The 20,202-nt window shown below is 71.5% G+C and carries 18 protein-coding genes; 10 read left to right on the plus strand and 8 right to left on the minus strand.

Annotated elements, in window-relative coordinates:
• Nucleotides 1-10: 10 nt before the first annotated feature.
• From cysT to MKK54_RS08120, 4 genes are all read left to right on the plus strand, one after another.
• Nucleotides 11-883 (plus strand): sulfate ABC transporter permease subunit CysT, encoded by an 873-nt coding sequence (gene cysT / locus MKK54_RS08105; RefSeq protein ID WP_244010274.1) that lies wholly within the window; start codon nt 11-13, stop codon nt 881-883.
• Nucleotides 876-1,760: a sulfate ABC transporter permease subunit CysW gene (gene cysW / locus MKK54_RS08110; protein ID WP_244010275.1), complete on the plus strand. Its 885-nt coding sequence runs from the start codon at nt 876-878 to the stop codon at nt 1,758-1,760. The genes cysT and cysW overlap by 8 nt, the downstream gene beginning before the upstream one ends.
• A gap of 64 nt (nt 1,761-1,824) precedes the next feature.
• On the plus strand, nt 1,825-2,811 hold the full coding sequence (locus tag MKK54_RS08115) for a sulfate/molybdate ABC transporter ATP-binding protein (protein WP_409564147.1): 987 nt from the start codon (nt 1,825-1,827) through the stop codon (nt 2,809-2,811).
• Between the two features lie 107 nt (nt 2,812-2,918).
• Nucleotides 2,919-3,479: a DUF4337 domain-containing protein gene (locus tag MKK54_RS08120; protein ID WP_244010277.1), complete on the plus strand. Its 561-nt coding sequence runs from the start codon at nt 2,919-2,921 to the stop codon at nt 3,477-3,479.
• A 422-nt stretch (nt 3,480-3,901) separates the two neighbouring features.
• Here MKK54_RS08120 and MKK54_RS08125 read toward each other — a convergent pair whose 3' ends face one another.
• The 3 genes from MKK54_RS08125 to MKK54_RS08135 form a co-directional block, all read right to left on the minus strand.
• Complete coding sequence (locus MKK54_RS08125; protein ID WP_244010278.1) at nt 3,902-4,585, minus strand: glycosyltransferase; 684 nt, start codon at nt 4,583-4,585, stop codon at nt 3,902-3,904.
• A gap of 207 nt (nt 4,586-4,792) precedes the next feature.
• Nucleotides 4,793-7,111 carry a Tex family protein gene (locus tag MKK54_RS08130; protein WP_244010279.1) on the minus strand — a complete coding sequence of 773 codons (2,319 nt, stop codon included), beginning with the start codon at nt 7,109-7,111 and terminating at the stop codon, nt 4,793-4,795.
• Between the two features lie 74 nt (nt 7,112-7,185).
• A complete protein-coding gene (locus MKK54_RS08135; RefSeq protein WP_244010340.1) occupies nt 7,186-8,667 on the minus strand; it encodes a glucan biosynthesis protein in 1,482 nt (493 codons plus the stop codon).
• 220 nt (nt 8,668-8,887) lie between these two features.
• On the opposite strand from MKK54_RS08135, the gene mdoH reads away from it, so the two are divergent.
• Complete coding sequence (mdoH, locus tag MKK54_RS08140) at nt 8,888-10,852, plus strand: glucans biosynthesis glucosyltransferase MdoH (RefSeq protein ID WP_244010280.1); 1,965 nt, start codon at nt 8,888-8,890, stop codon at nt 10,850-10,852.
• A 21-nt stretch (nt 10,853-10,873) separates the two neighbouring features.
• On the opposite strand, the gene MKK54_RS08145 is transcribed toward mdoH, so the two are convergent.
• Together MKK54_RS08145 and MKK54_RS08150 are read right to left on the minus strand one after the other, a co-directional pair.
• Nucleotides 10,874-11,296, minus strand: coding sequence for a hypothetical protein (locus MKK54_RS08145; protein ID WP_244010281.1), 423 nt, complete (start codon nt 11,294-11,296; stop codon nt 10,874-10,876).
• A 73-nt stretch (nt 11,297-11,369) separates the two neighbouring features.
• Nucleotides 11,370-12,551: a trans-sulfuration enzyme family protein gene (locus MKK54_RS08150; RefSeq protein WP_244010282.1), complete on the minus strand. Its 1,182-nt coding sequence runs from the start codon at nt 12,549-12,551 to the stop codon at nt 11,370-11,372.
• A gap of 162 nt (nt 12,552-12,713) precedes the next feature.
• Between MKK54_RS08150 and MKK54_RS08155 the strand changes: the two genes are divergently transcribed.
• Nucleotides 12,714-13,247 carry a TspO/MBR family protein gene (locus MKK54_RS08155; protein ID WP_244010283.1) on the plus strand — a complete coding sequence of 178 codons (534 nt, stop codon included), beginning with the start codon at nt 12,714-12,716 and terminating at the stop codon, nt 13,245-13,247.
• Between the two features lie 7 nt (nt 13,248-13,254).
• Here MKK54_RS08155 and hemA read toward each other — a convergent pair whose 3' ends face one another.
• Complete coding sequence (gene hemA / locus MKK54_RS08160) at nt 13,255-14,589, minus strand: 5-aminolevulinate synthase (RefSeq protein ID WP_244010284.1); 1,335 nt, start codon at nt 14,587-14,589, stop codon at nt 13,255-13,257.
• A gap of 391 nt (nt 14,590-14,980) precedes the next feature.
• Between hemA and MKK54_RS08165 the strand changes: the two genes are divergently transcribed.
• A complete protein-coding gene (locus tag MKK54_RS08165; protein ID WP_244010341.1) occupies nt 14,981-15,172 on the plus strand; it encodes a hypothetical protein in 192 nt (63 codons plus the stop codon).
• 154 nt (nt 15,173-15,326) lie between these two features.
• Complete coding sequence (gene murA / locus MKK54_RS08170) at nt 15,327-16,616, plus strand: UDP-N-acetylglucosamine 1-carboxyvinyltransferase (RefSeq protein WP_244010285.1); 1,290 nt, start codon at nt 15,327-15,329, stop codon at nt 16,614-16,616.
• 45 nt (nt 16,617-16,661) lie between these two features.
• Here the strand turns inward: murA and MKK54_RS08175 are convergent, their stop codons facing one another.
• Both MKK54_RS08175 and MKK54_RS08180 read right to left on the minus strand, forming a co-directional pair.
• Entirely contained in the window at nt 16,662-16,985 is a 324-nt protein-coding gene (locus MKK54_RS08175) for a hypothetical protein (protein WP_244010286.1), read from the minus strand.
• 101 nt (nt 16,986-17,086) lie between these two features.
• Entirely contained in the window at nt 17,087-18,208 is a 1,122-nt protein-coding gene (locus MKK54_RS08180; protein WP_244010287.1) for a glycosyltransferase, read from the minus strand.
• Between the two features lie 214 nt (nt 18,209-18,422).
• On the opposite strand from MKK54_RS08180, the gene MKK54_RS08185 reads away from it, so the two are divergent.
• Together MKK54_RS08185 and hisD are read left to right on the plus strand one after the other, a co-directional pair.
• Complete coding sequence (locus MKK54_RS08185) at nt 18,423-18,905, plus strand: DUF2948 family protein (RefSeq protein WP_244010342.1); 483 nt, start codon at nt 18,423-18,425, stop codon at nt 18,903-18,905.
• On the plus strand, nt 18,902-20,197 hold the full coding sequence (gene hisD, locus MKK54_RS08190; protein ID WP_244010288.1) for a histidinol dehydrogenase: 1,296 nt from the start codon (nt 18,902-18,904) through the stop codon (nt 20,195-20,197). Before MKK54_RS08185 ends, hisD begins: the two co-directional genes overlap by 4 nt.
• The last annotated feature ends 5 nt before the right edge of the window (nt 20,198-20,202 follow it).

Genomic DNA, 20,202 nt, shown 5'->3' on the forward strand with positions numbered 1-20,202 from the left:
GGACATCACCATGGCCCCGCCCACGCGCGCCAACCCGCCCACCCGGGCAAAGCGGCGCTTCCTTCGCCCCAGCGTGATTCCCGGCTTCGGGCTCGCCTTCGGCTACACCCTGACCTGCCTCGGCCTGATCGTGCTGCTGCCGCTCGCGGCCCTCGTCACCCGCGCCTCCGGGCTCGGGCTCTCGGGGATCTGGGAGGTCGCCACCGATCCGCGCGTGGCCAGCGCCCTGCGGGTCAGCTTCGGCGTCTCGCTGGTGGCCGCGCTCACCGCCTCGGTGTTCGGCTTCCTCATCGCCTGGGTGCTGACCCGCTATCGCTTCCCCGGCCGCAAGATCGTCGACGCGGTGGTGGACCTGCCCTTCGCGCTGCCCACGGCGGTGGCCGGCATCGCGCTGGCCGCCCTCTACGCCCCCAACGGCCTCGTGGGCGCGCAGCTCGCGCGGGTCGGGATCGAGGCGGCCTACACGCCGGTGGGCATCTACATCGCCATGGTGTTCATCGGCCTGCCCTTCGCCGTGCGCACCGTGCAGCCGCTCATCGCCGAGATCGACAAGGAGATCGAGGAGGCGTCCGCCACCCTCGGGGCGGGCCGCGTCCACACCCTCGTGCGGGTGGTGCTGCCGCCGCTGATCCCGGCGGTGCTCACGGGCTTCGCCCTCGCCTTCGCGCGCGGGGTCGGCGAGTACGGCTCGATCATCTTCATCGCCGGAAACCTGCCCTACGTCTCCGAGATCGCGCCGCTCCTCATCGTCATCAAGCTGTCCGAGTACGATTACGGCGGCGCCTGCGCCATCGCCACGATCATGCTCGGCATCTCGTTCCTCACGCTCCTGGCCATCAACCTGATCCAGGCCTGGAGCCGGCGGAGATTCGGCTATGTCTGAGACCTTCGCACCCGTCACCCTGGCCGAGGCACGCCCGGCCAGCGTCGTCACCGAGGGGCGCTGGATCCGGCGTGGTCTGATCGCGGTCGCGATTCTGTTCCTCGCCCTCTTCCTGGTGCTGCCGCTGCTCACCGTGTTCGCCCAGGCCTTCGCCAAGGGGATCGGCGCGTACCTGGCCGCCTTCACCGAGGCCGACGCGCACGCGGCGATCCGGCTGACCCTGCTCACCGCCGCCATCGCGGTGCCCTTCAACCTCGTCTTCGGCATCATGGCCTCCTGGGCGGTGGCCAAGTTCGAGTTCTGGGGCAAGAACCTGCTCGTCACGCTGATCGACCTGCCGTTCTCGGTCTCGCCCGTGGTCTCGGGGCTGATCTACGTGCTGGTCTTCGGGGCGCAGGGGCTCGTCGGCCCCTGGCTCCTGGAGCACGACGTCCAGGTCATCTTCGCGGTGCCGGGCATCGTGCTGGCGACCATCTTCGTCACCTTCCCGTTCGTGGCCCGCCAGCTCATCCCGCTGATGCAGGAGCAGGGCACGGCGGAGGAGGAGGCGGCGCTGACGCTCGGGGCGTCGGGCTGGCACGCCTTCCGGACGGTGACGCTGCCCAACATCCGCTGGGGCCTGCTCTACAGCGTCCTCCTCTGCAATGCCCGCGCGATGGGCGAGTTCGGCGCGGTCTCGGTGGTCTCCGGCCACATCCGCGGCCTCACCAACACCCTCCCGCTCCACGTGGAGATCCTCTACAATGAGTACAACTTCGTTGCCGCTTTCGCCGTCGCCTCCCTCCTGGCCGGCCTCGCCCTCGTCACCCTCCTCGTCAAATCCCTCCTCGAATGGCGCTACGCCGACGAGATCGCAGCGGGTGCCCGGGGCCACTGAGCGGACGGGCGGCTCCACCGCCATCCGCGTCGAGAACCTGTCGAAGACCTTCGACACGGCGGCGGTGCTGCACGATCTCTCGCTGGACGTGCGGGCGGGCGAGTTGCTGGCGCTGCTCGGCCCCTCGGGCTCGGGCAAGACCACGCTGCTGCGCATCATCGCGGGCCTCGACTTCCCCGACGACGGCCGCATCGTGTTCGGCGCCCAGGACGCGACGAAGCTGCCCGTGCAGCAGCGCGCCGTGGGCTTCGTGTTCCAGCACTACGCCCTGTTCAAGCACATGAGCGTGGCCGAGAACATCGCCTACGGGCTCAACGCCCGGAAGCGCGCCGACCGTCCGGCCAAGGCCGAGATCAAGCGCCGGGTCGGCGACCTCCTCGACCTGATCAAGCTCTCAGGGTTCGCCGACCGCTACCCGTCCCAGCTCTCCGGCGGCCAGCGCCAGCGCATCGCGCTCGCCCGCGCGCTGGCCGTCGAGCCCCGCGTCCTGCTGCTCGACGAGCCGTTCGGGGCACTGGACGCGCAAGTCCGAAAAGACCTGCGCCGCTGGCTGCGCGAGATCCACGACCGCACCGGCCAGACCACGATCTTCGTCACCCACGACCAGGACGAGGCCCTGGAGCTCTCCGACCGGGTCGCGGTGCTCGCCAAGGGCCGCCTCGAACAGGTCGGCACGCCGGACGAGGTGCAGGAGGCCCCGGTCTCCGCCACGGTGCTCAAGTTCCTCGGCGACACCATCGAGGTCGAGGCGATCGCGCAAGGGGGCGAGGTGCGCGTCAACGGCCGCCTGACGCCGGTGGCGGCCCCCGAGGGGCTCGTCGGCCCGATCAAGCTCTACGCCCGGCCCTGGCAGCTCCAGTTCGCCGAGGGCGATGGGGCGCATCTCGAGGGCGTCGTGCGCTCGTCCTACCGGACGCAGGGGCGCCAGCGCATCGAGGTCGATCGGCCCGAGGGCAAGACCGTGGTGGTGGAGGCCGCCGACACCAACCGCTTCGCGGCCGGAAGCCCCGTGGGCCTGCGGATCATCGGCGGCCACGTCTTCCCGAACTGATCACGTCTTCCCGAACTGATCAGGTGTTCCCGAACCGACACGGGAATCACCTTGCGCTCGCCCGCGCGATCGGGTGTGACTGCCGCCGTCGAATCGAAGGGGGCAACATGTCGGGTGGTCACGGGGCGGGGGCGAGTTCGAACAAGCGCGTGGCGCTGCTGATCTCGGTGCTGGCGCTGTTCCTGGCGCTGGCCGAGACCCTGGCCAAGGGCGCGCAGACGGATGCGCTCGGGGCCAACGTGGAGGCCTCGAACCAGTGGGCCTACTTCCAGGCCCGCACCATCCGGGGCACCATCCTGAAGACCGCCGACGAGACCCTCGCCCTGTTGCCGCCGGACGCGGCCAATTCGGACGCGATCAAGGCCAAGCGCGCCGAGTGGGCCAAGACCATGGCCCGCTGGGACAGCGAGCCCGCCACCGGCGAGGGGCGCAAGGAACTCCAGGAGAAGGCGCGCCACTCGCAGGAGGTGCGCGACCTCGCCCTCCACCGCTACCACCACTATGAGTTCGGCTCGGCCGCCTTCCAGATCGGCATCGTGCTCGCCTCGGCGGAAGTGATCACCGGCATCTTCGCCCTGGTGGTCGGGGGCGGGTTGATCGGCGTGGCCGGACTGGTGATGCTGGGCTTCGGGTTGTACGCGCCGCACGTGCTGCCGTTTTTTCATTAGGGCGCGGCGGCGACGTCCGGAGGGTCGGGCCCAGGCTGCACCGTATATTTCGCGAGGGTCAGAAATCCTGACCCCTGCGATCCGATTGCGCCTTCCGATCACGGCGAGGTCCGTGCCAATGGGCGGCAGTCGTCCGCACCGGTCGAGGCGGCATCGAGCGCTATCCCCCGAAAGCCAAGGCGATCGTCCGTGGCTTCACCCGGTCATTCCGGGTCGCCGCAGGCGAGCCCGGAAGCCAGAACCGCTGACAGCGTGAAATCCGGCACCCTCTGCGTGTCTGGATCCTGGGCTCCGCTGCGCGGACCCAGGATGACGAGGTGCTGACATCGTTTTTTCGAGCAGCGCAGCGCTATAGTCGTGTGTCCTGCCTTCTGGACGAGTGGGCCCGGCCCATATCCTGAACGATCCATCCGGAAACGGTATCAGCCTTCATCCACGAAGAAGCGTTCGTGTTGCTGCCGCTCGCTCCAATGACCATTGGGCTTCCGGTAGGTGTAATGGGACGCGATCTCGAAGCCGGACCGCTTGTTGTCCTTCATGAAATGGGCGAACACCTTGTCCTTCAGATGCGCCTTGATCTGGGGCCGGGGCGGAACCTGATCGAAGTACGACTGCACGAGAACGTACGTTCCCGTCAGCCCGAACAGACTATAGGGCACATAGTCTTTCGTCGCGTCCTCCTTCGATTTCTGATCCAGAATGTTATGGATCATCAGGTCGATCACGGTATCCAGTTCGGGCGCCCCTTTCCGGGCTGCCACGACACCGTTCATCAGGTCGAAATCGGCTTCCGTCGGCATGGCCCAGCCCTTGCCGAAGACAATCACATTGTAGACCGAGAGCTTGTCGAGCGTCTCCAGCAAATGCCACGGAGAGGTCGGCCCCACATGCGCGTCGACATACAGGCCCCCGTATTCGCGGAGCAGGAAGAATCGCGCGATGTCCGATTTTGCCGACGGCAGTCGGATGGACTTGTAGACAGGAACGAAGCTCTCCGGGATGAGCGGAATGACATCATCGTCGGAGAAAACCCTGAATTCAGGATAGAAGTCCTTCCAGGCCGGGCCGGCGGGAGGCTGCGCTATCTCTGGGCTGGTCCAATACATGAAGATCATAACAGGCCCGGTTGTATGGTGAATGATCACCGATAGAGGGTCGGCTCATCATTCGAATTCTATCGTCCGTCCATCCGCGCTGCGTGATAGCAGAGCGCGCCCGCAGCGGGAATGTCCGCCACGGCACCGATGTCTCCAATTTTCCCGGGGTGCCGAAAGAAAACCGTCGCGTCCGAGGCCGAGGCGCGCGTCCTCGTCTCAGCGGCGGGGGGTTCCCTTCGCCTGCGCCGCGCGGCGCAGCGCATCCGCCAGGACGCCATCGGAACTTGGCGGCGCGCTCGGCCTCGGGGCCGGGGCGGACATGCGCGCGGGCGCGGCGCTCCGCCCCTCCTCTCTCGCACTCCCCTCCCCCGACTTCATACTCAGCGCGATGCGCTTGCGCCCCGCATCGACCTCCACCACCCGCACCTGCACCACGTCCCCCGGCTTCACCACGTCGCGCGGGTCCTTCACGAAGCGGTCGGCCAGCATCGAGATGTGGACCAGACCGTCCTGGTGCACGCCGATGTCGACGAAGGCGCCGAAGGCCGCGACGTTGGTGACGACGCCCTCCAGGCGCATGCCGGGCTTCAGGTCTGTGATCTTCTCGACGCCCTCTTGGAAGGTCGCCGTCCTGAAGGCGGGACGCGGGTCGCGGCCGGGCTTCTCAAGCTCGGCGAGGATGTCGGTGACGGTGGGCAGGCCGAAGGTGTCGTCGGTGAACTTTCGGGGGTCGAGGGCCCGCAGGGCGCCCGTGTTGCCGATCAGCGCCGGGAGGGGCTGGCCCGTGGCGGTGAGGATGCGGCGCACCACCGGGTAGGCTTCCGGGTGCACGCCCGAGGCGTCGAGGGGGTCGGCGCCGTCGCGAATGCGCAGGAAGCCGGCGGCGAGTTCGTAGGCCTTGGGCCCGAGCCCCGCCACCTTCTTCAGGCTGGCGCGGCTGCGGAACGGGCCGTGGGCGTCGCGGTGGACCACGATGTTGCCGGCCACCCGCGCGGTCAGGCCCGAGACGCGGGTCAACAGCGGGGCGGAGGCGGTGTTCACATCGACGCCGACGCCGTTCACGCAATCCTCCACCACCGCGTCGAGGGAGCGCGAGAGCTTTCCCTCGGCCAGATCGTGCTGGTACTGCCCGACGCCGATGGCCTTGGGCTCGATCTTCACGAGTTCGGCGAGCGGGTCCTGCAGGCGCCGGGCGATGGAGACGGCGCCGCGGATCGAGACGTCGAGGTCCGGCAGTTCCGCGCTGGCATAGGCCGAGGCCGAGTAGACCGAGGCGCCGGCCTCCGAGACCATGACCTTGGTGAGCTTCAGTTCCGGCTGCCCCGCGATGAGGTCTGCGGCGAGCTTGTCGGTCTCGCGCGAGGCGGTGCCGTTGCCGATGGCGACGAGTTCGACCCCGTGCGCCCGGCAGAGCCTGGCCAGCGCGATCAGGGCGCCGTTCCAGTCGCGGCGGGGCTCGTGCGGGTAGATCGTGTCGGTGGCGACCACCTTGCCGGTGGCGTCGACCACCGCGACCTTCACGCCGGTGCGAAAGCCCGGATCGAGGCCGAGGGTCGGTCGCGCCCCGGCGGGGGCGGCGAGCAGCAGGTCGCGCAGGTTGCCGGCGAACACCGTGACGGCGCCGGCCTCCGCCACCGCCCAGAGCCGGGCGCGCAGATCCGTGTCCGTGGCGGGCTTCAGGCGGGTGCGCCAGGTCCGCCGCACCGTCTCCATCAGGAAGGCGTCGCCCGGCCGGCCCTGGTCGCGGATGCCGAAGGCGCGGGCGATGCGCAGTTCCTGCGAGGCGGGCTGGCCCTTGGCCGGCTCGTCGCCGATCGCATCGGCGATCGCGAGGTCGAGCACCTCCTCCTTCTCACCCCGGAACAGGGCGAGGATGCGGTGCGAGGGGAGCTTCACCAGGGGTTCGGCGAAGTCGAAGTAATCCGAGAACTTCTCACCCGACGCCGCCTTGCCGGCCTTCACGGTGGCGACCATCCGGCCGCGCTGCCAGCCGGTCTCGCGGAGCGATCCGACGAGTTCCGGGTCCTCGCTGAAGCGCTCGACCAGGATGGCGCGCGCCCCCTCCAGGGCCGCCTCGGCGTCGGCGACGCCCTTGGCCGCATCCACGTAGGCTCCCGCCGACGCGTCCGGGCGCTGGTCGGGCCGGGCGAGCAGGGCCTCGGCCAGGGGCTCCAGCCCGGCCTCGCGGGCGACCTGCGCCTTGGTCCGGCGCTTGACCTTGAAGGGCAGGTAGAGGTCCTCCAGCCGCGCCTTGGTGTCGGCGGCGAGGATGCGGCCTTTGAGACCCGCGTCGAGCTTGCCCTGCGCCGCGATCGATTCCAGCACCGCCGCCCGGCGCGCCTCGAGGTCGCGCAGATAGGCGAGGCGCTCCTCCAGGGTGCGCAGCTGCGCGTCGTCCAGGGTGCCGGTGACCTCCTTGCGGTAGCGCGCGATGAACGGCACCGTGGCGCCCCCGTCGAGGAGGTCGACGGCGGCCTTCACCTGCCAGTCCGCCACGCCGAGTTCGGCGGCGAGCGTCGTGTTGATGGCGGCCATAGCGATGTCTCCCGGTGGGGCGGGGTGTCTACAGGGCGGCGCGGCGGGTGGTCAAACCGGTCTCCGGCCGGCTTTCAGACGGCCATGTCCCAGGTTTCGGTCACGGCCTTGCCCTCCCGGATCAGGCGGGCGCGCAGGATGACGTCGCCGCCCGGCAGGGGCGTGGGCGGGCGCCACTCCACGTAGAGCCGCCAGCCGCCGGTCTGGGGCACGAACTCCACCACCGGGTCGACCAGGGTGCCGGCGCTCGCCGAGACGTCGGCGGTCAGCGTCGCGCTCCGGTCCGTGGGCAGGGCCGGCCCCTCGAAATCCACGACGTAGAGCCGCCGCCCCGGGCTCGGCGGCGTGGTCGGGCGCAGGCGCTCGGCCGAGCCGACGCGGGTGGAGACCACGCGGGCGGGCGCGCCGGGCACCACGTCCACCGGCTCGGCATCCACCGTGGTCAGGGTGTAGCGCACCGGCCATTCCGCGCCCGCCGGCACGGGCGCTTCGGCCACGAAGGCCGCCACGATGTTGTCCATGTACTCCTCGCGCGACGGGATCTCGAAGAGCTGGACCGCGCCGCGCCCGAAGCCGGCCTCCGGCGCGACCCAGAGGCCGGGCCGGGCCTCGTGCCGGGCCTGCACGTCGAGATAGGCGGGAAAGTCGCGCGTCCGCTGGAGCAGGCCGAAGCCCTCCAGGGGGTCGACGCCGAAGGCCGAGATCTGCGGCTGCGCCCGGCCGTTGGTGAGCGGACGCCAGAGCCGCTCGCCCCGCGTCAGCACCGCGAGCCCGTCGGAATCATGCACCTGGGGCCGGAAGTCGTCGAAGGGTTCGGCGCCCCGCGCCCCCGGCCCGTTCGCCCCATGCAGGAACATGCTGGTCAGGGGCGCGAGCCCGAGCCGGTCGAGGGCGACGCGCGGGTGCAGGGCCGCCTCCACCCGCATCACCGAGGGGTCGCCCGGCGCGACCCGGAAGCGGTAGGCCCCCGCCAGACTCGGCGCATCGAGCAGCGCCCAGATCTCGATCTCCCGGGCATCGGCCTCGGGCTCGCAGATCCAGAAGGCGGTGAAGTCGGGAAACTCCTCCGGGCCGGGCCCCCCGGTTCGGATCGCGGCGCCGCGCGCCGAGAGGCCGTATTCCTGGCCGAACCCCCGCAGCCGGAAATACGAGGCGCCGAGGAAGACCAGGACCTCCTCCTGGTTCGCCGGAGCGCCGGCCTCGAAGGCGAAGTGCAGCCGGAAGCCGGCGAAGCCGAGATCCGGGGAAAAGCGCCGGCCCTTCAGCTCGGGCCCGAGATCGAACAGGTCCGGCGCGTAGGCGATCGGCCGGGCCGGGCCCTGGCGCGGCTGCAGGAAGAGGTCCACGCGCTTGCGCTGGAGGAAGCCGCGATGGAACAGCTGGGCCGAGAAGTAGCGCCCGAGGCGCGGGCTCGCCTCTGCCCGGAAGGTGATGGCCCGGTAGCCGTCGTAGGACAGGGCGGCGAGCGCCGGGGGCAGATCGTCCGCCTGCGGACGGTGGGGCGCGGCGGCCAGCGCCCGCGCCTTCGCCTTCACGCCCTCGAATGTTATGGGCATCGCAGCCTCGGCCCGCGTTCGGCCCATATTCAGATCGCGGGCACTAGGGAGGACCATCCCGGCGGCCACGCTGAGCGTGGTCCGCAGGGCCTGCCGCCGCGAGGGGAATTCGGTCCGCCCGGATTCGTCCACGCCCTCACCGTCGCCCATCTGGTTCCTTTCGCCGGCCGGCCCCGGTGATGGATCACGGTGTCCCTCCTCCTTCGAGTTCGCCGCGCCCATGTCCCAGAGACTCGTGCCTCAGAGACCTGCGTCCCCAAGATTGTCGCACGTCGCCCCGGCGGACGACATCCCGGCTGCGAAGGAAACGCCGGCTGCGAAGGAAATCCCGGCTCCAGGGCAGATCCCGGCCGAGGATTCGCGCGCGTACCGGGCGCGCCGGCTGCTGCTCGCCCTGCCCCCGCTGAGCCTGGGCGCACTCCTCACCGCCCTGGCGCTCGCCGCCTACGGGAGGCCGTCCGGCCTCCTCGACGGTCTGGTGCTGGTGCTGTTCGCCCTCGTCATGACCTGGCAGGCCTTCGTGGCCTGGCAATACGTCTACGGCCTCGCGGCCACCGCCTTCGGGGACCGGGCCAAGTCGGCGCTGGAGCGGCGCTCGCTCACGGTGCCGGCGGAGGCCTCGGGTCTCAGCCGCACGGCGGCGGTGGTGGCGATCCACGCCGAGGACGCGGTGGCGGTGTTCGCGGCCCTGCGCGTCATGGCCCGCTCGCTGCAGCGAGCCGGGGGCGACGGCAGCGACATCGACATCTTCGTCCTCTCCGATACCCGCGACGGCGCCATCGCGGCGGTGGAGGAGCACGAATTCGCGCGCATCGAGGCCTGGGCCCGCCAGAACGGCCCCGGCCTGCCGCGCTTCCGCTACCGCCGGCGCCGGGACAATGCGGGCCGCAAGGCCGGCAACATCGCCGAGTTCTGCCGGACCTACGGGCCCGACTACGACTTCATGATCGTGCTCGACGCCGACAGCCTGATGACCGGCCCAGCCATGCGCCGCCTCGCCCGGCTGATGGAGGAGAGCCCGCGCGTCGGCCTGATCCAGACCGTGTCCTACGCCACCGGGCGCGACACCCTGTTCGCCCGCATCCAGCAATTCGCCGTGCGGCTCTACGCGCCGCTGGCGATCCGCTGCCTGGAGACCTGGCAGGGGACGGACGGGAGCTATTGGGGCCACAACGCGATCGTGCGCGTCGCGGCCTTCGCCGACAACGCCGAACTGCCCGTGCTGCCCGGCAAGGCTCCCCTGGGCGGCGAGATCCTGTGCCACGACATCGTCGAGGGCGCGCTCCTGCGCCGGGCCGGCTGGGAGGTCCGCCTGCTGCCGGAGATGGGCGGCACCTGGGAGGAGATGCCGACGAACCTCGTCGACCTCCTCGGGCGCGAGCGCCGCTGGTGCCAGGGCAACATGCAGCACCTGCGGGTGACCGCCATGCCGGGCCTGCGCCCCGCCAGCCGCTGGCACCTCGCCGTCGGCATCCTGTCCTACATGGCCTGCCCGCTCTGGGTGCTGTTCCTCGCCCTCGGTACGCTCCAGGCGGCGCGCTCGGGTGATCTCGGCCTGCTCGGCTACGGGCTCACCGGCACCGGCGCGGCCGCCCACGCGTTGGCCGCCCTCGTGGTGAGCGTCCTGGCCGCTCCGAAGCTCCTCAGCCTCGGCCACGTCCTCGCCGCGCGCGAGCGGCGGGCGGCCTTCGGCGGCACCGCCTCGCTCCTGAAGAGCGCCGCCCTGGAGCAGGTCGTCTGGGTCCTGCTCTGGCCGGTGATGACGCTGTTCGCGGCGGGCGCCGTCGCCACCACCTTCGTGGGTCGCGTGGTGCGCTGGGACGCGCAGGTGCGCGACGACCGCCGGGTGCCCTGGGCGGAGGCCTGCCGGCTCCAGGTCGACACCCTCGTGGCGGGTGCCCTCCTGGCCGGCGGCCTCGCCTGGGCGGGCGATCCCTGGCTCGCCCTCTGGATGGCGCCGGTGGCGCTCGGCCTGCTCTCGAGCCCGGCCCAGAGCGTGCTGACGAGCAGCGCCGGGCTCGGCCGGCTCTCCCAGGCGCGGCGCCTGTTCCTCACGGTGGACGACACTGCCCGCGCGCCGGACCTCGTCGCCCTCGCCCAGAGCCGGGGCGGGGCGCCGGAGGCCGACCGCGACCGCGCCCAGGCGGCCTGGATCGCCGACGAGGTGCCGGTCTCCTCCACCTGAGGCCGGTCCCCGCGGCCGGTCCTACCGGTCGTTGAGCACCTTGATCGGGTCCGTGCGCTGGGCGGGGCTCGGCTCCTTCGTGACGCTGCTGGCGCCCTTCCCCGCGCGCGGATCGTCGGCCTGCTTCGGCAGGCCGGTGCCGCTCGCGAGTTCGAGACAGGTCACCATCTCGACGTAGGAGGGGAAGCCGCCGGCCTCGAACTGCTTCTCGCACTGGCGCTTGGCGGCCGGGGTGAACGTATTCCAGCGGCGCTTGACCTCGTCGCGCGAGGCGCGCTCCGAGCGCAGGCAGCCTTCCTGGCTGGCATTGTCGCTGACGCTGGCCGAGGCGGCCGACCGGCAGGTCTTCTCGATGTTCAGGGCCGGCGGCCCGTCCTCGGCCCGGGCGGACGCGCCGAGGAGCAGGAGGGCGAGGGCTCCGGTGAGGAGGACGGGCTTCGTCATGGTCGGGCGGTCTCTCGGGCGGTGATCGGTGTCCCTCAACGCGCGAGCCCCCGCCCCCGCACCACGCGAAAAGTCAGGGCTCCCGCAGGGCCGCGTCGAGATCGGCGAACAGGTCGTCCACCGCCTCGATCCCGACGGAGAGGCGCAGGAGATCGGGCGGGCAGGGCGAATCCGGCCCCTCCACCGAGGCGCGGTGCTCGATCAGGCTCTCGACCCCGCCCAGCGAGGTCGCCCGCTTCCACAGCCGCACCCGCGCGGCCGCGCGGATCGCCGCCGCCTCGCCGTCCCGGACCCGGATCGACAGCATGAAGCCGAAGCCGCCCTCCATCTGCCGGGCCGCGACCGCGTGGCCGGGATCGTCCGGCAGGCCGGGATAGAGCACGTGCGACACGCGCGGATGGGCCCGGAAGCGGCGGGCGAGGTCGGCCGCCCCCGCCGACTGCGCCGCCACCCGCAGGTGCAGGGTGCGCAGGGAACGCATCAGCAGGTAGGCCTCGAAAGGCCCCAGGATGGCGCCGCCCTGCGCGCGGATCGCGGTCAGGCGCGCCCAGAAGGCATCGTTGGCGGCTCCCATGAGCGCGCCCGCCACGACGTCGGAATGACCGTTCAGGATCTTGGTGGCCGAATGCATGACGAGATCGGCGCCGAGCGTCAGCGGCCGAGTGTGGATCGGCGAGGCGGCGGTGGAATCGACGGCGAGCCGGGCGCCCGCCGCGTGCGCGAGGCGGGCGGCCTCGGCGATGTCGGTGACCGTCCAGAGCGGGTTGCCGGGCGTCTCGATCCAGACGAGTTTCGTGGTGCCGGGCCGGATCGCCCGCTCCAGGGCGGACACATCGTCCATGTCGACGAAATCGACCGCGATCCGCCGGCGCGGCATCTCGCCGGTGAGCCAGCGCTTCAGGCCCCAATACATCACCCGGGGCGCCACCACGTGGTCACCGGGTTCGAGCGCGGTGAAGACGGCGGTGGCCGCCGCCATGCCGGAGCCGAACAGCAGGGCGCCCGCCCCCGCCTCCTCCAGCATCGCCAGCACGCCCTCCGCCTCGCGCACGGTGGCGTTGTCGGGTCGGGCATAGGAGAAGCCCGAGCTGTAGCCGTTGTCGGGATCGCGCAGGAAGGTGGTGGCCACGTGCAGCGGCGCCACCACGGCCCGCGTCACCGGATCGACATGGCCCAGGGCCTGCGCGGCGAGGCTGCGCTTCGAGAGCGTGAACGAAGCCTCCGAAGGAGGCTTCGGCGCGTTCGGTGCTGACATGCGGCGTGTCCCCGGTATCGTTCGATCGAGTTGGCCGTTCGATCGAACGGCCCTCGCAGACCGCCGCCTCGCAGACCGCCGAACGGAGCGCAAGCGTGGGCGTTGAGAGATGTTTCAGGCCGACGTAAGTCCCGATCCGATCGCCAAGGAATCCCGTCGACCATGTCCCGCGCACCCGCATCGTCACCGCGTCACGTTCCCACGGAGCCCGCCTTCGCCCTGCCCTGGCGGCTGGCGGTGGCGATCCTGCCCGTGGCGCTGACGGCCGTGCTGGGTTCGGCCGCGACGGGGCCGAACATCGCGGGCTGGTACGCGGGCCTGACGAAGCCGGCCTTCAACCCGCCGAACTGGGCGTTTCCCGTGGCCTGGACCATCCTCTACGCGATGATCGCGCTGTCGGCCTTCCGGCTGCTGGGGGCCAAGCCCCGCACGGGGCCGACCCTCGGGCCCTGGAAGCTGGCGCTCGCCGCCTTCGCGGCGCAGCTCGCGCTCAACGCCGCCTGGACGCCGACCTTCTTTTCCGCCCACGCGCTGGGGGCCGCCCTGGTCGTTTCGGCCGCGATGTGGGTGATGATCCTCTGGACCATCCGCCTGTCCTGGCGCTTCGACCGGCTCGCGGCGTGGCTGCTGGTGCCCTACGCCGCCTGGGTCGGCTTCGCGACGGTCCTCACCGGCGCGATCTGGCGGCTGAACTGAGCCGCGCCTATTCCGCCGCCTCGACGAACACCGTCCCGGCGCGGGGGAGATCGAGGGTGTCCCAGGTCTCTGCCAGGGCCGCCGTCAGCTTGGCGATGCGCGCATCGTCGTGGAAGGGCGAGGGCGTGATGCGCAGGCGCTCGGTGCCGCGCGGCACGGTCGGGTAGTTGATCGGCTGGATGTAGATGGCGTGGTGTTCCAGCAGGTGGTCGGCGGCCGCCTTGCAGAGTTCGGCGTCGCCCACCATCACGGGCACGATGTGGGTCTCGGTGTGCAGCACCGGCAGGCCGGCGGCCTCCAGGGCGGCCTTGGTCCGGGCCGCCTGGCACTGGTGCGCCTCGCGCTCCCCGTTCGAGCGCTTGAGGTAGCGCACCGAGGCGATGGCGGCGGCCGCGATGGCCGGCGGCAGCGCGGTGGTGAAGATGAAGCCCGGCGCATGGCTGCGCACGGCGTCGCAGAGCACCGCCGAACCCGTGATGTAGCCGCCGACGCAGCCGAAGCCCTTGGCCAGCGTGCCCTCGATCACGTCGACCCGGTGCATCACGCCGTCGCGCTCGGAGATCCCGCCGCCGCGCGGGCCGTAGAGGCCGACCGCGTGGACCTCGTCGAGATAGGTCATCGCGCCGTAACGGTCGGCCAGATCGCAGATCGCGCCGATGTCGGAGACGTCGCCGTCCATGGAATAGACGCTCTCGAAGGCGATCAGCTTCGGGCGGTCGCCCGCCGCGATCAGCAGCTCCTCGAGGTGCTTCAGGTCGTTGTGGCGGAAGACGCGCTTCTCGCAACCGGAATGGCGTACGCCCTCGATCATCGAGTTGTGGTTGAAGGCGTCCGACAGGATCAGGCAGTTCGGGATCAGCTTGGCGATGGTCGAGATGCCGGCCTGGTTCGAGACGTAGCCCGAGGTGAAGACGAGGCCCGCCTCCTTGCCGTGCAGATCCGCGAGTTCGCGCTCCAGGTCGACCAGCGGCGAGTTGTTGCCGGCGATGTTGCGGGTGCCGCCGGCGCCGACGCCGCAGCGGGCGGCCGTGCGGGTCATGGCGCCGACCACGTCGGGGTGCTGGCCCATGCCGAGGTAGTCGTTCGAACACCAGACCGTGATCTCGGAGGTGCCGCCGTCGGGCTTGCGCCAATGCGCGGTCGGGAAGCGGCCGGCGATGCGCTCGATATCGGCGAAGACGCGGTAGCGGCGCTCGCCGTGCAGGCGGTCCAACGCGGTGCGGAAATGCGATTCGTAGTCGGTCCGACCCTGAAGGGCCGCGTTCTGGCCCGCTCCCTGCTTCGTGTCGCTGATCTTGGTGTCGCCGATCTTGATCGTCGCGGGCATGCGGTTCACGGGCATCCGTCCTTCACGCTTGGGCTGAGGGGCCGGCGGTGGGATCGCGGCCTCGGCGGGATCGTTTCCACGCGGACCCTCGTGCGGGGGGCCCTTGATGCAATCGGTCTCGTCGGCGAGCTTGGCGCAGACTCCCTGAAGGAGTTGCTGACGACGCCCGCCTCGTGTCGCTGGTTTCCCCAGCACGGATGCGACGATACAGGTGAACTTGGAATTGGTTCAAGTCGACATCCGCATTCCTGCTTTGCATCCGCCGGGCGGGGAATGCAAAGCCGGCACGGCGCCGTGGCGACGATGCGTCGCGTCGTCGGATCGGGCGGTCCGGGCGCTTCCTCCCGCACGCCTTCAGCCGGACCGACAGACTTCCATGATCGACACGCCCGTGAGCAACGAACCCATTCCGGACGAACCCGCGTCGGACGAGCCGGAGACCCGAGACCCCCGGGCCGAGCCCACGCGCAAGAGCGCCGCCGCGCAGCGGGCCGAGCGCCTGAAGGCGGCCCTGCGCGACAACCTGCGCCGTCGCAAGGCGCAGGTTCGCGGCCGAGCCGTCGCGGAGTCCGACGAAACACCGGAGGCGGGCGGTTGAGTCGAATCGGGCGCCGCGAACCTCCTTTTCGACAAAACTTGGCTATAACGGTGCCGTTTCCAGAGGGACGGCCCGCGTGCCGTCGGCTTTCAATTTCGGATTTCTCCGGCCTGCGGCGCCGCGCGTGCCCCCGGCGAGCAAGGTTTTAGGAACGATGGACCGCATCAACATCATCGGCGGACGGCCGCTGCATGGGGTGATCCCGATCTCGGGCGCCAAGAACGCCGCGCTGCCCCTGATGATCGCCAGCCTGATGACCGGCGAGACCCTGGAACTCGGCAACGTGCCGCGGCTCGCCGACATCAACGCCCTGCTGCGCATCCTCGGCAATCACGGCGTCGACCACATGGTGGTGGGCAAGCGCCCGGGCCAGACCACCGAGACCGGCCAGACCATCCGTCTCACCGCCTCGAACGTCATCGACACCACGGCGCCCTACGAACTCGTCTCCACCATGCGGGCGAGCTTCTGGGTCATCGCGCCGCTGCTCGCGCGCTTCGGCGAGGCCCGCGTCTCGATGCCGGGCGGCTGCGCCATCGGCACGCGCCCGGTCGACCTGCTGCTGATGGCCCTGGAGCGCCTCGGCGCCACCGTCGAGGTCGATGGCGGCTACGTGGTGGCCAAAGCCAAGAACGGCCTGCGCGGCGGCGAGATCCATTTCCCGAAGGTGACCGTGGGCGGCACCCACGTGGCGCTGATGGCGGCGGCGCTGGCCAACGGCTCGACGCTGATCGAGAACGCGGCGCGCGAGCCCGAAGTCGTCGATCTCGCCGCCTGCCTCACCAAGATGGGCGCGCGCATCGAGGGCGCCGGCACGCCGCGCATCACCGTCGAGGGCGTCTCGCGCCTGCACGGGGCCCGCCACGACGTGCTGCCGGACCGGATCGAGACGGGCACCTACGCCATGGCGGTGGCGATGACCGGGGGCGACGTCACCCTGGAGAACACCCGCGCCGACCTGCTGCATTCGGCCCTCGACATCCTCGCCACCACCGGCGCCGAGATCACGACGGGCGCCGACACGATCCGCATCCGCCGCAACGGCGGCGGCATCGCGGCCGTGGACGTGACCACCGACCCGTTCCCGGGCTTTCCCACCGACCTGCAGGCGCAGTTCATGGCGCTGATGACCCTGGCCAAGGGCCAATCGAACATCCGCGAGACGATCTTCGAGAACCGCTTCATGCACGTGCAGGAACTGGCCCGCCTCGGCGCGAGGATCCGGCTGGAGGGCGATCTCGCCATCGTGGAGGGCGTCGAGCGGCTCAAGGGCGCGCCCGTGATGGCCACGGATCTGCGCGCCTCCGTCTCCCTCGTCATCGCGGGACTGGCGGCGGAGGGCGAGACCAGCATCAACCGGGTCTATCACCTCGACCGCGGCTTCGAGGCCCTGGAGGCCAAGCTCGCCCGCTGCGGCGCCGAGATCACCCGCGTCCGCAGCTGAGGACGACGGCGCTCCCCCCGTCGGGAGAGGAGCGCCGGCCGCCGGTCAGCCCCGGATCTCGCCGCGCTTGGGGCCGAAGCCCGGGATCATGCAGCGGCACTGCGAACCCCAGGGCTGCGGCTCGGTGATGCAGTTGCCGCGCTCGGTCAGGCAGAGCCGGCCGAAGCGCTCGCCGCGCGGGCGGCGGTCGTAGCGGTCCTCGTCGTAGCGCCGGCGCTCGTAGCGATCCTCGTCGTAGCGGCGCTCGAAGCGACGCGGGCGGTCGTCGTCGTAATACTGGGCGTGCGCCGCGAAGGCGCCGAGCCCGGTGCCGAGCGTCGCCGCCGTGGCGAGGGCCAGGATCGCGTTTCGGATGGTCGTGCTGGTCATGGACGTCTCTCCTGCGGATGTCTGACGGGCGCCCCGCGCGCCGTCCCGAACGTCGAAGCCCGATCTAGCGGCGCCGGCCTGAACGGCGCCTGAGATGGTTCTCAGCCGATCAGGCGCGTGACGAGGCGGACCAGCGGCAGCACCGCCCGGGCGAGGCGGATCTGGCCGGGCAACTGGTGCGGCCCGAGGGGCCGGTGGACGAGGCGCGGGCTGAGGCGCTCGGCCTCCGCCACCGCGTGGCCGGCGAGCGGATGGGCCATCACCCGCGCGGCGTCCTCGGGCGTGATCCCGAGGGTCCGCGCCCAGACCCGCTCGGTGCCGAGCCGGCCGGCCGCGTGCAGGCGGCGCAGGCGGCGGCGCCAGGCGTAGCGGTAGAGGGCGCGCGGCACCGGTTCGAGGCGGGCGTCGCACAGGCTGTCGGGCTTCTCGCAGCGCGCCCGGATGGTGTCGGCGACGCCGCCCGGCGCCCGGCCCACGAGGCGCCCCGAGACCGTGACGAGGATGGCGGGGTCGTGCCGGACGTGCAGCCCCTGCGCGAGCAGGAGGGCGACGAAGGCCCCGTCCTCGCCGAGCGCGATGGCCGGCATGCCGCCGACCGCCCGGTAGGCCTCCACGCTGACGCCGAGGGTGGCGCCGATGGTGGTGCGGTGGCAGGGCCAGGGATCGCGCGGATCGGGGTCGATGCGCGCCTCGGCCTCGGTGAGGAGGTCGCTGTAGATGTCCTCGCGCTCGCCGCGCCAGTGCAAGGAGGGCGGCAGCAGGGCCCGCTCGGCCGCGTCGAGTTCGATCCGGCCCGCCACCGCGTCGGCGCCCCGGTCGAGGGCGGCCCGGTTGCGCGCGACCCAGTCGGCCGGCACCCGGCTGTCGGCGTCGGTGGAGAGGATCAGCCCCGTGTCGCCGAGCCAGTCGGCGGCCCGGTTCATCGCCTCGCGCCGGGCCCAGCCCGCATGGGCCCCGGCATACTCGACATTCGTGACGCGGACCGGCACCGACAGCCGGGGCACGAGGTCGGCGACGATCGCCGCCGTGGCGTCGGTGCAGTTGTTGAGGAACAGCACCACGCCGAGGCTGCCGGCGGGGATGCCGGCCTGGGCGTCGATGGCGCGCAGACAGGCCTCGATGCGCTCGGCCTCGTTGCGCACGGGGATGGCGACGACCGCGTTCGGCGCCGCGATGGCGAGGCCAGCGGCCTCGCCGGAGGGAGAGAGGGATGCGGCCGACACGCGGAAACTCCGATTCGCCGGATCGGACGGGAGCCGGCGCGAGGCGCCGTCCCTAGCAGGTTCGGCAAGCGGGACAATGGCGGAGTTCCGCCCAGACAGTTGCCGTGGGCGGGCCGCCTCGCTACCTACGGCTCCCACCCTCCCGAACAGCCGAGCCCGGAACGCGGGGGCCGGCGAGCGATGGAAGAGCGCGACACCCCCCATGACACCCCGCATGGAGCTTCTCAGGCTCGCCGCCCTCGACGCCGAAGACCTGGGCGTCGTCTCCGCCCACCTGCAGGACGCGATCCTGAAGGCGAGCGATCTCGCTTATCTTGGCGCCCAGCACCGCTTCGTCCTGGTGGCGCGCCGCTTCGACTGGTCGGCGGAGGACGGCGCGCCGCCGCGCCGCCGGCTGACGGGCATGCATTTCGACCGGGTGCTCAAGGTGCGCACGCGCGGGATCACGCCCGGCGCCGAATCCGAGGCCCCCCTCGAACTCCTCGCCATCACCTTCACGCCCACCGAGGCGCCCTCCGGCACCGCCACCCTGGTCTTCGCGGGCGGCGCCGCGATCCAGCTCGACCTCGAATGCATCGAGGTGCAACTCAAGGATCTCGGCCCGGTCTGGGAGGTCGAGGGACGTCCCGACCACGAGGCCGTGGCCGCCGGGCGCGCCGCGATCGAGGGACACGCGCGCGAGGGAAACACCCGATGATCCGTCTCGATTCCCGCGACGAAGATTTCGCCGACGCCTTCACGCGCCTGCTCAGCGTCAAGCGCGAGATCTCCGAGGACGTCGACGAGACCGTGCGGGGCATCATCGCGGGCGTGGTCTCGGGCGGCGACGACGCGCTCGTGGACTACACCCGCCGCTTCGACCGCTTCGGCGAGGATTTCACGGTCGCCTCCCTGCGGGTGACGCCGGCCGAGATCGAGGCCGCCATCGCGGCCTGCCCGGCCGAGGCCCTGGAGGCCCTGCGCTTCGCGGCCGCGCGCATCGAGGCGTTCCACGCCGCGCAGGTGCCGGGCGACCACATGGCCACCGACAGCCTCGGCGTCACCGCCGGCTGGCGCTGGACGGCGCTCGAATCCGTCGGCCTCTACGTGCCCGGCGGCACCGCGAGCTACCCCTCCTCGGTGCTGATGAACGCGATTCCCGCCCGCGTCGCGGGCGTGCCCCGCGTCGTCATGGTGGTGCCGATGCCGGAGGGAACCCTGAACCCGCTGGTGCTTGCCGCCGCGCATCTCTCCGGCGTCGACGAGGTCTACCGGGTCGGCGGCGCGCAGGCGGTGGCGGCGCTGGCCTACGGCACGGGCACGATCGCGCCGGTGGCCAAGATCGTCGGCCCCGGCAACGCCTGGGTGGCGGCAGCCAAGCGCCGGGTGTTCGGGCAGGTCGGCATCGACATGATCGCGGGTCCCTCCGAGGTGCTGATCCTCGCCGATGCCCACGCCAATCCCGACTGGGTCGCGGCCGACCTCCTGGCCCAGGCCGAGCACGACGCGGCCGCGCAATCGATCCTGATCACGGATTCCGAGAGGCTGGCGGGCGACGTGGAAGCGGCGGTGGAGCGCGCCCTCGCGACCCTGCCCCGCGCGACGATCGCCCGGGCGAGCTGGCGCGATTACGGCGCCATCGTGGTGGTGCGCGATTTCGACGAGGCCGTGCCGCTGGTCGACCGCCTCGCGCCCGAGCACCTGGAGATCGAGACGGCGGACGCGGAAGGCCTCGCCGCCAAGGTCCGCAACGCGGGCGCGATCTTCCTCGGTTCGCATACGCCGGAGGCCATCGGCGACTATGTCGGCGGCCCCAACCACGTCCTGCCCACGGCCCGCTCGGCGCGGTTCTCCTCGGGGCTCGGCGTGCTCGACTTCATGAAGCGCACCACGATCCTGCGCTGCGACCCGGCGGCCCTGCGGGCGCTGGGACCCTCGGCCATCGCGCTCGGACGCTCGGAGGGCCTCGAGGGCCACGCCCGTTCGGTGGCCATCCGCCTGAACCTGTGAGGGCC

Origin of the sequence: Methylobacterium sp. J-068 (assembly GCF_022829445.1) — a bacterium.
Lineage (GTDB): Bacteria > Pseudomonadota > Alphaproteobacteria > Rhizobiales > Beijerinckiaceae > Methylobacterium.